Source organism: Paenibacillus cellulositrophicus, assembly GCF_009363095.1.
Classification (GTDB): Bacteria; Bacillota; Bacilli; order Paenibacillales; family Paenibacillaceae; genus Paenibacillus_AQ; species Paenibacillus_AQ favisporus.
In genome coordinates this window covers 983,882-997,001 of record NZ_CP045295.1, presented here as the reverse complement: position 1 = coordinate 997,001, position 13,120 = coordinate 983,882, and the positions used below count along the sequence as shown (strand labels likewise).

Genomic DNA, 13,120 nt, shown 5'->3' with positions numbered 1-13,120 from the left:
AGCCGGTTCGGCTTGCAGCAAGGGCGAAGTGAGGGGAACAGCATGATCATAAAAGACCATTGGAAGCTGCGGGATTTCAGGGAAGGGGAGGCGAAGGATCTTGAAATTGCCTCGCCGCTGTATGACGATTATTTTTGGATGTCGGCGGAGGTGCCGGGCGACGTCCATACGACGCTGATGCGCCACGGGCTGATCGACGATCCGTTCTATGGGCACAACGACCAGAAGTGCCGGTGGGTGGAGGAGCGGATCTGGTGGTACCGGTCCGTTTTTACACTGGACGAGGCACCTCAGCCGGACGACAAAATGCTGCTGGTGTTCGAAGGGCTGGACACCTTTGCGACCGTGTATTTGAACGGTGCGGAGCTGGGTTCGACGGACAACATGTTTATCAGCCATACGTTCGAAGTCAGCCGGGAGCTGAAGCCAGGCAAAAATGTCATCGCCGTCAAGTTTGACCCGGTCCATGCGAAAGTGGGCGGGAAGGCCGTCTCCACGTTCTGGTCCGGTTTTAGCAAGGAACGGGTCTGGACCCGTAAAAACCAAAGCCATTTCGGCTGGGATTGGGGGCCACCGCTCCTGTGCGCGGGAATCTGGAAGGAAGTCCGGATCGAGAAATACGATGCTGTCAGAATAGAACATGTCTATGCTCGGACAGCGGAGGTTGGCGAGATGGAGGCGCTGGTTGATGTTTCGGTGGAATTGACTTCATGGAACCGCCGGAAAACATACAGTGTTCTTGTTCAGCTGCTCGACGGGGAGAGCGGGGAGGTGGCGGCTGCAGAAACGTTGGAGATAAGCGGAACCGCCGGCAGCGGGCTGTCCGGATTGGCCGGCGGCATGAGCCTGGCGGGTGGAACGAAACTTCGCGTATCGAAGCCCAAGCTGTGGTGGACCCATGATCTCGGCACGCCCTATTTATATGAGCTGCGGATTTCGGTGCACGCGGACGGGATTACCCTGGACAAGCGCAGCCAGAAGCTGGGGATTCGCACGCTGGAGCTGAAGCAGCGGGATGCCGATGGAAAACCTGCCTTCACTTTTATGCTGAACGGCGTTCGTGTCTTTGCCAAGGGAGCCAACTGGATCCCGATCGACAGCTTTATCGGCGCGGTGCCGGATATCCGTTATTCCCGCATGATTGACATGGCGAAGGCAGCGAACATGAATATGCTCCGGGTCTGGGGTGGGGGCATTTACGAGCGGGATATTTTCTATGATGAGTGTGACCGCCTGGGAATTTTGGTATGGCAGGACTTTATGTTTGCCTGTGCCCTGTATCCCGACTATAACCGCAATTTTATGGATAACGTCGCGGAAGAAGTGCAGCAGGTCGTCAAGCGACTGCGCAGCCGAACATGCCTGGCCCTGTGGTGCGGCAATAACGAAAATGACTGGCTGTATGAGGCGCTTCATGCGAGTGGAGACATCCCGCATCCTTTTTACGGCGAGAAAATCAATCATGAACTGATGCCTGCGCTTCTGGAGCAGCTGGATCCTTCCCGGACATTCTGGCCGAGCTCACCTTACGGAGGGAACGACCATAATTCCCGTGAGGAAGGGGACACGCATAACTGGCAGGTCTGGCACGGCAACATCGAGCCGAGAGTATTCGGCGAGCCCCAGCTTCAGGACTACAGCGTGGAAGGGTTGTCGTTCAAGAAATTCAAGGAGGACCGCACGAAGTTCGCCAGCGAGTTCGGCATGCATGCTTCCGCCAATTTGTACACGCTGCAGCGGAACGTGCCGCAGACGGAGCTGGTGCTTGGCAGTGCGGAAATGATGAACCGCAACAAGGATATCAATCATCTCAAAGGCGTTATGCTGATGGAGGGATACACCGGGATTCCGGGCAACTTGGAGGAATACATCGATTTTTCCATGCTGACACAGGCCGAAGGCCTCAAATACGGTATCGAGCATTACCGAAGAAACAAGCCGGAGACGAGCGGGGCGTTGTTCTGGCAGTTCAACGACTGCTGGCCCGGCACCAGCTGGTCCGTCATCGACTATTACGGTCTGCCGAAAGCGGCTTACCATTACGCCCGCAAGTTTTATCATCCGCTGCTGTTGACGGCAGAGTATACGCCCGGGGATGCGGAACTCGTGCTGTGGGGCGTGAACGATACGCGGGAAACTGTTTCCAAGACGGCGGAGCTGGTTGTCTGCGGCATGGACGGCCGTCAGGTATATACCCGGACGTTTGCTGCAGAGATTGAGGCATGCGGGAAACAGCGCATCGCAGTGGTGAAGCTGGACGACCTGCTTCAAGGTCTCGACGCCGCTGAAGCCGTCTGCGTTGTTCGCTGGATGGACGGCTGCAGGGAAGACAATTTTTATTATTTTTGCGACCATAAAGATATGAGCTTCCAGCCCGTTAACTTGAACGTTCAGGTGAACCCCGAGGAACGGAGCGTAACGGTATCCTCCGACTATGCCGCCCGAATGGTAAGGCTTGAGATGGACGAAGCCTGGCTGGATTGGGAGGATAATTATTTCGACCTGCTGCCGGGACAGACGCGAGTCATCCATGTCGGACAGAAGGAAGGCAAGGAGATTCCGTGGAATACATTGAAGGTATCGGCATTAAACGGTGCGTCGGTCGCGATAAATGGACGACAGCCGGTTACGAAATGAGGAAGGGGAGAATTGGCGATGAGAGCGGCAGTGCTTGTGGACCAGGAAGTAATGGATGTTAAGGAACAGAAGACCCCGGAGGCAGGCACAGGCGAGGTGCTGATTCGGGTGCGCAGCTGCGGCATTTGCGGAACGGACCAGCACATTTACCACGGCCATCCGGGTTCGGCGGAAGTGCATCCGCCAATCGTACTCGGGCATGAACTGTCCGGCGAGGTGGTGGCGGTCGGGCAGGGCGTAGGCAGCTTAAAGGAAGGGGACCGGGTTTCGGTCGATCCGAATATATACTGCGGAAGCTGCGAATTCTGCCGCAGCGGTAGGCTTCACCTATGCGACCGGCTGCAGGCTGTCGGCGTAACGCGGGATGGCGGAATGGCCGAATGCTGCCTCGTGCCAGCGGAAAATTGTTACATCATCCCCGACGCGATGAGCTATGAAGAAGCGGCGCTGCTTGAACCGCTCGGCTGCGTGCTGCACGGGTTCCGCAAGCTCGATATCCGGCCGCAGCATCAGGTGCTGATCATCGGCGGCGGATTTATCGGGCAGATCTTCCTGCAGCTCGTTCGCGAATGCGGCGTTTCGCGGATTACGGTCAGCGAACCGGCATCCTATAAGCATGAGACGCTGCGCAGCTTGGGGGCGGATGCGGTCGTATCGCCTCTCGATCCGGATACCGCGGACGCGCTGGCTTCCAGTGCCGATGTCGTGATCGAATGCGTCGGGCGGACGGATTCGGTACAGACGGCCGTTCGTGCCGCCCGCAAGGGAGGGCAGGTGCTGCTTTTTGGCGTGGCTGCTCCGGATGCGGAGGCCGCCATTCGTCCTTTCGACATTTTTTCAAAGGAGCTGCGGATCATGGGTTCGTTCATCAACCCGTTTACCCACACGGATGCGATCCAGCTGGTATCCCGCGGCAAGGTCCGGCTCGCGCCTCTCATCAGCCACCGCTTCACACTGGAGCAGCTGCCGGATGCGATGCGGAATTACCCTCAGCTGGGGGTCAGCAAGGGCATCGTTCAAATCTAAAAGGTGAAAGCAGGTAAGCCGGAATAGACACTGATAGAATCGGTGTCTATTTTTCCATTTTTGGGTAATCTATGATTGTTATCGCCTGAAATTGATTTATTGACTGAAAAAAGAAAGATTACCAGCTTTGACCAAGCATTTTTGGTCATTTTTTCACGAACTAACATAATTGACCGTCCGTTAATTTAACTATATACTTCTTATAATATAAAGATTAGCGAAGGAGGAAATCGGATTGGAAGACAGATCCATGACCGTAAAGATTGAGATAGATACGCTGGTAACGATGCTGAAAATGGCCTTCTCCTTTGAGAATTGGGATAACATGATTAAAATTTCTACCGAACTTTATGAGTCCGCTTACGAGATGTATGTCGAACAAAAGGAACGGAATCGCCGGCTTCAGGTTACGGAACGCCCGATCGTCTATTATTTCGGGTACAGCCATCTCATGAAGGGGCTTGCCTACCAAAAGAAGAAAATGTACCAAGAGGCTAAACAGTGCATAGCCAACTATGAAGATCTAAGCTACATGTCTGACGGATCTCCTGCCAACAATCAGGCTGTCGAAAACTTCCGTTTTTTCGCAAGAGCCAATATGTTTACGCTTAACATTCTTTCAGGGAATTTGGACTGCCTGGAGGATTATTCAGCGTTTATACAGGAAAATCCATCCGAAACTCTCCCTGGACTAATCACGATTTTAGAGGCAGCAAATATACATAACTATGACGTCGATCATATCCTGGATATTCTTGTCGTCGAAGATTCGCAGCTCATTCCGATTGACCAAAATCCCGTAGATCTCTCCTATTATATTTCTTTTTTGTATTTGCTGGCGGTTTATAGATTTAAAAAAGAAAATCACGCAGAAGCACTCGATAGGACTTTACAAGCTTTGACATTATCTGATAAACTTGAAGATGACAAAATTTTCAAAAAATGCGTCGCCTTATTCGAATCTTTCAGAACTCATGCTTCACAGTCTCAACTAGAATCGTACTCGTCTATCCAAAAAAACATTCTCAAAGGAGCGATTGAAGATGAAGAAGGTATTGTTTTCGACGGTAGTAGCATTAGGACTATTTAGTGTTAGTCTGCTGACGGCATCCGCCTTTACGACGCTGAACCATGGTGCCAACTATGATACGGCCAACCACGGAGCCAACTATTCGATCCAGAACCACGGTGCAAACTATTAATCGGTTTTGCTAGCTGAGGTTAAGATACTTTATAGACGATTTAGAAGAACAGCCCGACAGCTTGTTGGGCTGTTTTTTTGTTTCCTTTATGCCTGTTTGTGTCGAATGTGGCCTCCGAGCTGTTGAACCATGGAGGGGCATCGAATGCAGACGGCCTGATGGCCTGATGGTCTTATGCTTCTGTTTGAATTGACGTATGTTGTTATATCTTATCATTTGTATTTATAATGAAGGAAAACGGTTGGAGGTTACTATGTTTGCAACCCAGCGAAGAGAAAAAATACTGGAGGCGCTTCAACGCGACAAGCAGATTGTGGTGAAGCAGCTGGCACGCGAGCTGCAGGTGTCTGAGGGGACGCTGCGGACGGATTTGCGGATGCTGGAAGAAGAGGGCGTCCTGGAGCGTACCCACGGCGGAGCGGTTCCGGCGAGGACCAAACCGGTGCCGGCCGAGCCCAGGTATCCGAGCCGCAGCGAGCTGAACTACGAGGAGAAGCGGGCGATCGGGACAAAAGCTGCCGAACTCGTAACCAGAGGCCAATGCATTATTCTGGATGCCAGCTCCAGCGTGCTGGAGCTGGCGAAGGCGCTGGTGGAGCATGATTATCTCACCGTCGTGACGAATGGACTGGAGGCTGCCACCATCCTGAACCAGAATCCGCGCATCAATGTCATTTTGATCGGCGGGATCCTCCGTTCCGGCTCCAAAACGATTGAGGGGGTTCTGGGAAAAAGCATTTTGGAAGGGATTCATTCCGACCTGTTCTTTACTTCTGCGGAGGGGCTGAGCGTCAGGGAGGGCATGACCGATTTCAGCCTGTACGAGGCGGAGCTGAAGAAGCTGATGATTGCAAGCTCGAGCAAAACGGTTGCGCTGGTGGACCACACCAAGCTGGGCCGGCGGTCGATCGCCACATCCGCCAAAATGGAGGACATCGACGTCCTCATCACCGATGAAGGGGCAGACCCGGAGTTTCTGCGTCAGCTGGGTACGACGGAAGTGCTGATCGCTCCCTATTTATAATACGGAGGTCCGTGATCGTGTCTGACTGAATTTAAATCGTCATATATTGCCATTTAAAAACGTTCACAAAAGCAAACAATCGTTGACAAACGCAGACAATCACAGGGAGAATGAACATATAAGAACACGGCGGGAGGATCTGAAAATGAGTTTGGAGACGGTGGACGGTTTTATTATCGATTTGGACGGGACGGTATACCGGGGGGCGCAAGCTATTCCGGGGGCCAAGGAGTGCATTGCGCTGCTCCGATCGCAGGGCAAACGGATGGTTTTCCTCAGCAACCGGGGGAACATTTCACGGGCGATGTGCCATCAGAAGCTGCTTTCCATGGGTATCGACGTGCCTGCGGAAGAGATTCTGCTTACTTCCACGGTAACAGCCCGGTACCTTCAGCAGCACCACCCTGGAAGTCAGGCGTGGGTGCTGGGGCCGGACGGACTGCGGGATGAACTGGTACTGGCCGGCATCGGGCTGGCTGAGAGACCCGAGAATGCCGACTGGCTCGTCATCACGCTGCACGAGGAACTGACTTATGCGGAGCTGAATCAGGCGTTTCGGGCCGTGCGGAACGGTGCCCGCATCATCGCGACCAATGACGATAAATCGTTCCCCGGGGATGACGGGGAGTGCATCGACGTCGGCGGCATGATCGCCGCCATCGTCGCCACGGCGGGCCAAGAGGTCGAAGTGGTCATCGGCAAGCCGTCGGCATTGATGGCCGAAGCGGCTTTACAGGTGCTCGGACTGCCGCCGCAGAAGTGCTTGGTGATCGGGGACAGCCTGGGCTCGGACATCCAGCTCGGCCGCCGGGCAGGCATCCGCACCGCGCTGGTGCTGAGCGGATCGGCAACAAGGCGGGATGCGGAGACGGCCGCAGAAGGCCCGGACATGGTCTGGGAGTCGCTGGCCGAGCTTCAGCATCTCTTGAAGGGAAAGGAAGGAATCAAATGACGGATTGGTTGAAGGATATCAGGGAAGCGGCGGGCCGAATGGACGACGCGGATGAGCGACTCGCCGACATTTGTCCGGTTGTGCTGGAAAGCGGTGCGATCCGGAAGACGGGCGCATTTTTACAAGACCAGGATTACCGCCGCGTCATCGTCACGGCTGACAAGAATACCTTTGCAGCCGCCGGCGAACAGCTGATGGAATCCGTTACGGAAGCAGGGGTTAACGCAAGCGTTACGTTCATTTCCCCTGATGAGCAGGGCGATGTCATCGCCGACGAGCGGTCAATTGTGCAGCTGCTGCTTGACGTGAAATCCACTAAGGCGGATGCGGTGATTGCGCTCGGATCAGGAACGCTGCACGACGTATCCAGATTTACCGCATACTCGGCAGGTATCCCGTTTGTATCCGTGCCGACCGCCCCATCGGTGGACGGATTTAATTCCAAGGGAGCGCCGCTCATTATCCGCGGCGAGAAAATCACGATTCAATCGATCGGCCCGGCGGCGATTTTCGCCGACCTGGATATTTTGACGGCTGCGCCGCGGACGATGGTCGCCGCCGGCTTCGGGGACATGCTGGGCAAATGCACGTCGCTGTTTGATTGGACATTCGGGAGTCTGACGGCGGAGGAGCCTTATTCCGAAATTGTGGCGGAGATGACGACCAAAGCGCTGCAGCAGTGTGTGGATCACATCGACGCGATCGCGGACCGCACGCCGGAAGGAATCCGGGTGCTGACGCAAGCTTTGATCGAGTCCGGTTTTGCCATGCTGCTGTTCGGCCAGTCGCACCCGGCTTCCGGAGCGGAGCACCATTTGTCCCATTATTGGGAAATGGCGTTTTTGCGTGAAGGCAGAAGGGCGGTACTGCACGGCGCCAAGGTAGGCGTCGCCTGTGCGGAAATTTCGCAGCTGTACCACCGGCTGGACGCGGAAAATTCCCTCCCGGTTGCGGAGGAGCAGTTGGAGCGCGTCCGCGCGGAGCTGGCCAAGGTGCCGTCACCTGATACGCTGCGGGCCTGGCTGCGCAAGGTTGGCGGTCCCGCTTCCATTCAGGAGCTGGACATCGATCCGGAGCTGCTTAAGCGAAGCCTCGCGGAGGCCGACCAGATCCGTCCGAACCGCCATACCCTGCTGCGGGCGGTGAACGATCAGAGGCGGAAGTGATTTCGATTGGAAAACGTTGCAGCGATTACGCTCTGGTGAAAAAAATGCGTGAATAATTGACTATACTTAAACGAGGGCCGCCGGTATGGCGGCTTTTTTGCGTGGGACAATGAGTTGTTTTTTGTTAGCTCCTCGCCAGGGAGGAACTGCCTGCGCGAGGGATGATTGTTTAGTTGTGTAAAGGAAGGAAGCCGAGAAGGGCGTACCGATGACTGTATATTTCATTCCATATCTCGAAATGTATTCGCTAGGCTTGCATTAATCCCTTAATCTAAGATGGAAAAGGCTCCTTTCTCATAGAGAAAGGGCCTATTTTGCGGTGAAATAATATTTCACGGACCAAGGAGCGTATGTGTTGTATTCACTCGGTATGAGGAAAGGTCGAGGTAGTGTTTACTGCTGAACATAAGGCAGTGTAGTGTTGCCAGGCAGTGAGTAGGCAGTGAGTTAATACTCACTGCCTTATGTTTTTCTGTACAGAGCAAAGCGATTGTACAGCAGCATTGCCACCCCCAACAGCAGCGAATGTTTGGACGGGCGAACGTCTTTGGCTTTGTGCGAAGCACAAAACAAGATAGAGAGCCCGGCCAAACAGAGCAGCCCCAAACAGGAGCAGCCTGCACTTTTTTACAATTACCATAAAAGAATATTATTACTTCCGAAATAAAATATTATTTCAAAAACCGTTGACCGGAATGAAATTTATCGTTATTATGAAATCAAGAAATAGAAGTCAACACGGATAGGGGGATGGCTATGGATGAGTATCTGGCGGGGTTAACGACAGAAGGGATCAACGATAAAACATTGAGTATAGATGAATGTTCAACCGAAGAGATGGTTCGCCTGATGAATGAACAGGATTCCAAGGTTCCGGCTGCAGTCGCTGCAGAGATACCGCAAATTGTAAGGGCGGTGGACACACTCCATCATGTGCTGAAGAATGGTGGAAGAATGTTTTACGTTGGGGCTGGATCTTCCGGCAGGCTCGGTGTGCTGGACGCTTCTGAATGTCCTCCCACGTTCGGCGTGGATCCCTTGCTGGTACAAGGACATATTGCCGGAGGAGACGGAGCACTGAGAACTGCTGTTGAGGGTTATGAAGACAATGCTGAGGAGGGGGTCGCTTTAATTGAAAGGTGCGGCGTGACAGACAAGGATGCGGTTATCGGCATCAGCGCCAGCGGAAGCGCGACATTCGTCATCGCTGCCTTGAAGAAGGCAGGGGAAATCGGAGCCGCTACGATCGGCGTCGTCAATAACAAAAATTCCAAAGTGGAGCACGTCTGCGATGTATGCATAGCACCTGTCGTAGGGCCGGAAGTGATCATGGGATCAACCAGATTAAAAGCGGGGACTGCACAGAAAATGGTCCTGAACATGCTGACCACCTGTACGATGGTGAAGCTGGGCAAGACCTACAACAATCTCATGGTGGACTTGAAAGCAAGCAATATCAAGCTGCGGGACCGATCGGTGCGTATCATAAAGACAGCAACCGGGGTTGATGACAAGACGGCACTTTCCTATTTGGAAAGCGCTTCCATGAATTGCAAGCTGGCTATTATGATGATCAAAACCGGCTTGGACGCCCAGGCGGCGGAACAAGCGCTGGATCAAGCCGAGGGAAGCCTGAAGAGGGCGATCCGCAATTTTTCGAAAGTGGTCTAATACCAAAGGATATCCTTGAGGAGGCATGTTGTTCATGAAAAAAAGAATGCGTGTATTAGCATCCGTATTTGCCGTAAGCATGGCACTGACCACACTGACGGCCTGCGGCGGCAAAGGCGATTCCAAATCGGCCGAAGCGTCCGATCCGAACGCGAAAGATACCATTACGGCGCTGCTGCCGCCGGTATCGGGCAATTTCCAGGACACCTTCGCGGACATTCAAAAGGAATTTACGGAGAAATATCCGAACCTGACGCTGAAAATCGAACCGGCCAGCTGGGAGGACATGACGCAGAAGCTTGATACCCAGGTGAACGCCGGCAGCCCTCCGGACATTGCGTTTATCGGTTCCGACGGCATCTCCAAATACGTTGACCAAGGCATGGCGCTTGACATCAAGGACATCGCCACACCGGAAATGATCAACGATTACGACAAAGGACCGCTGGAATACATGAAGAAGGGCGACGGCCTGTACGGCTTCCCGGCTTATATGGAAGTCCACGCGCTGGGCGGTAACCGCGAGTTCCTCGAGAAGGCGGGCATCGACTGGAAAAAGGTACAGCAGCAAGGATGGACCTTCGATGAGTTCCGTGAAGCCATCAAGAAAGGCGTCGTTTCCGAAGGCGGCAAAACGTCCCGTTACGGCTTCGTATTTGCTACCGCCGGCGTCACTTCGAAAGACTACTTGGGCATTCTGATCAAAAATGCAGGCATGCCTTCCGCATTTACGCAAGATTTGAAATACGCGTACACCAGCAAAAACTATCTTGAAGTACTTAAGGATATCCGCGCATTGATTGACGACGGCTCCATGCCGAAGGAATTGAGCTCCATTGACGCGGGTAAACGCTGGAACATGTTCCTGACCGGCCAAACGATGATCACCGGTAAAGGGATGGCAACCTTCGAAAAATCCGCAAATACGAACAATGAGAAAATCAAAGCCAACGACGGCAGCGCGGTCAAAGGCAGCATTCCAGTGACTTATACGGTTCTCCCGGTTCCGTCCTTCCTTGGCGAAAAAGCCGTTTCCAGCGTAGCGGTTGACGGTTACGTCGCATTCCGCGGCAAAAAGGAACCAAGCGAAGCCCATAAGCAAAACGTCGTGAAGGCGCTGTACTTCCTGGCCAGCGGCAAAGTAGCCGCAACCACGAACAACGACCTGTTCGTCGCTCAAATTACGGAAAGCGGCAGAAAAGCGGCGGAAAGCATGCCGGTTGAACGCGACGCGGACAACAAGGCAGCCGTTGAAACGATGCTTAAGAACGCGGCGCCGGCCCGTCCGGACATCCCGGCTGAGCTGGAAGCCAAAGCCATCAAGCTGGAGGACGAAGTGATCGTTCCGAAGCTGCAGGCACTCATTGCCGGTGAGATCAAGCCGGAAGAGATGTACGATGCCGTCAAATCCGCTGCGGTTTCCGCGTTCGGAGAAGACGGAGTAGTGAAAGATTAATCCCTGAATCAAGCGGATAGCCGTGTGCGGGTCACGCGGCTATCCGATATATAGGCTGTAAGAAGGGATAGGAAAGGAGTTTCGCAAAAGATGGCTCAACTAGCTAAACCGGCCAAAAGACGCAGAATTAGGGGAGACGGAGCCTGGGCGTATGCTTTTATCGCCGTTGCTTTGGTGGTCTTCGCCATGTTTACCGCTTATCCGGTCGTGAGCGCGTTTATTATCAGCTTCCAGAAATACAAGCCGATCGGCTCAGAGTATGTGGGGTTCGATAACTACATCGCCACATTCAAGGATTCCTTGTTTTGGAAATCGGTGGTCAACACGGTCGTGTACACGATTCTAACCGTCCCCGTATCGTTAATCATCTCCTTCGCCATTGCGATTCTGATCCTGCCGCTGAAGAAAAAGCTGCAGACGACGTTCAAGGCGGTCTATTACCTGCCTGCAGTCGCTTCGGGTGTTGCGCTGTCGGTGGTATGGCTGTGGATCTTCGATCCGATGCCGGAAGGCATTTTCAACAAGCTGATCAGCTTGTTCGGCATCAGCAACCAGAACTGGCTTGGCTCCAGCGCCACGTCGATGTTCTCGCTGGTCCTGATGGCCTGGCTGTCCAGCCACGGCACCAGCATTATCATTTATTTAGCCGCGCTGCTCGGCATCGATTCCAGCTATTATGAAGCCGCCGATTTGGATGGCGCCAACTTTTTTCAGAAGCTGTGGTACATCGTCATTCCGAGCCTGAAGCCGACGACGCTGTTCCTGCTGGTTACCGGGGTTATCGGTTCCTTCCAGGTGTTCCAGAATGCGTACCTCATGACAGGCGGCGGTCCAGACAACTCGACGACGATGGTAGGTCTCCTGATCTTTAACAACGCCTTCAAGTACTTCGAATTCGGCAAAGCGGCAGCCCAATCCCTCGTGCTCGCAGCGATTATCGCGCTGATCTCGCTGGTGCAGTTCAAGTTTATGGGCAAAGACGTGGAATATTAAGAAATACGTCGCTAAGGCGTCATTTCACAGAAGACAGACCGCGCTTCGCGGAAGTTTTTCTTGCGAGATCAGGATGCTTAAGCGAAAGAAGTTATACTTTCTGATCTCTTAAGTAAGGAGGAAGATCCGAACATGGCACTTTACAGCGAACATACCGGAAAGCCGGCGGCAAAGCGCGCCAGAAACGGTGTGATCATTATCATTTTGATCCTATTTGCATTAGCAACGATTTTCCCCATTTATTTCATGATCATGTCGTCCTTTGGCGATCCGATCGAAGCGGGGGCAGCGAACTATTCCCTGTTTCCGACCAAATTCACGCTGGACTCCTATAAATTCTTTTTTGATTACAGCGAATATTCGTACCGCTGGCTGCTGAACTCGCTGATCGTGGCGACGACGGTCATGGTATCGAATGTGTTTTTCGCCAGCCTGGCGGGTTACGCGTTTTCCAAAATCAAGTTTAAGGGCAGAACGGTTCTGTTTACGATCCTGCTGATCGCCATGATGATCCCTTATCAGGTGACCCAGGTTCCGCTTTACATTTTGATCGTCAACATTTTCAATATTCAAAACACCTACAGCGCCTTGATTTTGCCGGGCCTGGTCACGGTCTACAACATTTTCTTGGCCAAACAGTTCATGGGCAGCATTCCTGGGGAAATCCTTGAATGTGCCAAAATCGAAGGCTGCAACCAGTTCCAGATTTATTTCCGGATCATTCTGCCATTGTCCAAAACGGTGCTGGCCGTCATGGCCATCCTGACCTTTATGGACAGCTGGAACACGTTCTTCTGGCCGTTCCTCGTGACAAACACGATGGATATGCAGACGATTCAGGTCGGTCTGAAAAACTTCCGGTTTGCGAATACGACCTATTTTGCGCCGATGATGGCGGGTGCCACCATTTCCGCGCTGCCGATGTTCATCCTCTTCTTCAGCCTGCAAAAGTACTTCCTGGAAGGAGTCACGGTGGGAGCCGTGAAGGGCTGA

Annotated in this window: 11 protein-coding genes; all 11 read left to right on the top strand. The window is 53.3% G+C overall.

What is annotated here, in order from left to right:
- Window positions 1–42: 42 nt before the first annotated feature.
- The 11 genes from GCU45_RS04445 (at window position 43) to GCU45_RS04400 (ending at window position 13,120) form a co-directional block, all read left to right on the top strand.
- Complete coding sequence (locus tag GCU45_RS04445) at window positions 43–2,637, top strand: beta-mannosidase (RefSeq protein WP_152398214.1); 2,595 nt, start codon at window positions 43–45, stop codon at window positions 2,635–2,637.
- Between the two features lie 18 nt (window positions 2,638–2,655).
- Window positions 2,656–3,663, top strand: coding sequence for a zinc-dependent alcohol dehydrogenase family protein (locus tag GCU45_RS04440; RefSeq protein WP_152398213.1), 1,008 nt, complete (start codon window positions 2,656–2,658; stop codon window positions 3,661–3,663).
- Between the two features lie 235 nt (window positions 3,664–3,898).
- On the top strand, window positions 3,899–4,753 hold the full coding sequence (locus GCU45_RS04435) for a DNA-binding protein (protein ID WP_152398212.1): 855 nt from the start codon (window positions 3,899–3,901) through the stop codon (window positions 4,751–4,753).
- Window positions 4,707–4,865 (top strand): hypothetical protein, encoded by a 159-nt coding sequence (locus tag GCU45_RS33695; RefSeq protein ID WP_163876363.1) that lies wholly within the window; start codon window positions 4,707–4,709, stop codon window positions 4,863–4,865. The genes GCU45_RS04435 and GCU45_RS33695 overlap by 47 nt, the downstream gene beginning before the upstream one ends.
- Window positions 4,866–5,118: 253 nt before the next feature.
- On the top strand, window positions 5,119–5,889 hold the full coding sequence (locus GCU45_RS04430) for a DeoR/GlpR family DNA-binding transcription regulator (RefSeq protein ID WP_089547963.1): 771 nt from the start codon (window positions 5,119–5,121) through the stop codon (window positions 5,887–5,889).
- 145 nt (window positions 5,890–6,034) lie between these two features.
- A complete protein-coding gene (locus GCU45_RS04425) occupies window positions 6,035–6,841 on the top strand; it encodes an HAD-IIA family hydrolase (RefSeq protein ID WP_152398211.1) in 807 nt (268 codons plus the stop codon).
- Window positions 6,838–8,007 (top strand): sn-glycerol-1-phosphate dehydrogenase, encoded by a 1,170-nt coding sequence (locus GCU45_RS04420; protein WP_152398210.1) that lies wholly within the window; start codon window positions 6,838–6,840, stop codon window positions 8,005–8,007. The genes GCU45_RS04425 and GCU45_RS04420 overlap by 4 nt, the downstream gene beginning before the upstream one ends.
- Before the next feature lie 756 nt (window positions 8,008–8,763).
- Window positions 8,764–9,678, top strand: coding sequence for an N-acetylmuramic acid 6-phosphate etherase (murQ, locus tag GCU45_RS04415; RefSeq protein WP_105442182.1), 915 nt, complete (start codon window positions 8,764–8,766; stop codon window positions 9,676–9,678).
- A 34-nt stretch (window positions 9,679–9,712) separates the two neighbouring features.
- Complete coding sequence (locus GCU45_RS04410; RefSeq protein WP_076171073.1) at window positions 9,713–11,134, top strand: ABC transporter substrate-binding protein; 1,422 nt, start codon at window positions 9,713–9,715, stop codon at window positions 11,132–11,134.
- A gap of 90 nt (window positions 11,135–11,224) precedes the next feature.
- Window positions 11,225–12,127 (top strand): carbohydrate ABC transporter permease, encoded by a 903-nt coding sequence (locus GCU45_RS04405; RefSeq protein WP_076171075.1) that lies wholly within the window; start codon window positions 11,225–11,227, stop codon window positions 12,125–12,127.
- A 132-nt stretch (window positions 12,128–12,259) separates the two neighbouring features.
- Window positions 12,260–13,120 carry a carbohydrate ABC transporter permease gene (locus GCU45_RS04400; RefSeq protein ID WP_076171078.1) on the top strand — a complete coding sequence of 287 codons (861 nt, stop codon included), beginning with the start codon at window positions 12,260–12,262 and terminating at the stop codon, window positions 13,118–13,120.

What these genes read in the sequence shown, in the direction of transcription:
- GCU45_RS04445 (WP_152398214.1), top strand. Translation starts at nt 43, where the DNA reads ATGATCATAAAAGACCATTGGAAGCTGCGGGATTTCAGGGAAGGGGAG.
- GCU45_RS04440 (WP_152398213.1), top strand. Translation starts at nt 2,656, where the DNA reads ATGAGAGCGGCAGTGCTTGTGGACCAGGAAGTAATGGATGTTAAGGAA.
- GCU45_RS33695 (WP_163876363.1), top strand. Translation starts at nt 4,707, where the DNA reads ATGAAGAAGGTATTGTTTTCGACGGTAGTAGCATTAGGACTATTTAGT.
- GCU45_RS04430 (WP_089547963.1), top strand. Translation starts at nt 5,119, where the DNA reads ATGTTTGCAACCCAGCGAAGAGAAAAAATACTGGAGGCGCTTCAACGC.
- GCU45_RS04425 (WP_152398211.1), top strand. Translation starts at nt 6,035, where the DNA reads ATGAGTTTGGAGACGGTGGACGGTTTTATTATCGATTTGGACGGGACG.
- GCU45_RS04420 (WP_152398210.1), top strand. Translation starts at nt 6,838, where the DNA reads ATGACGGATTGGTTGAAGGATATCAGGGAAGCGGCGGGCCGAATGGAC.
- murQ (WP_105442182.1), top strand. Translation starts at nt 8,764, where the DNA reads ATGGATGAGTATCTGGCGGGGTTAACGACAGAAGGGATCAACGATAAA.
- GCU45_RS04410 (WP_076171073.1), top strand. Translation starts at nt 9,713, where the DNA reads ATGAAAAAAAGAATGCGTGTATTAGCATCCGTATTTGCCGTAAGCATG.
- GCU45_RS04405 (WP_076171075.1), top strand. Translation starts at nt 11,225, where the DNA reads ATGGCTCAACTAGCTAAACCGGCCAAAAGACGCAGAATTAGGGGAGAC.
- GCU45_RS04400 (WP_076171078.1), top strand. Translation starts at nt 12,260, where the DNA reads ATGGCACTTTACAGCGAACATACCGGAAAGCCGGCGGCAAAGCGCGCC.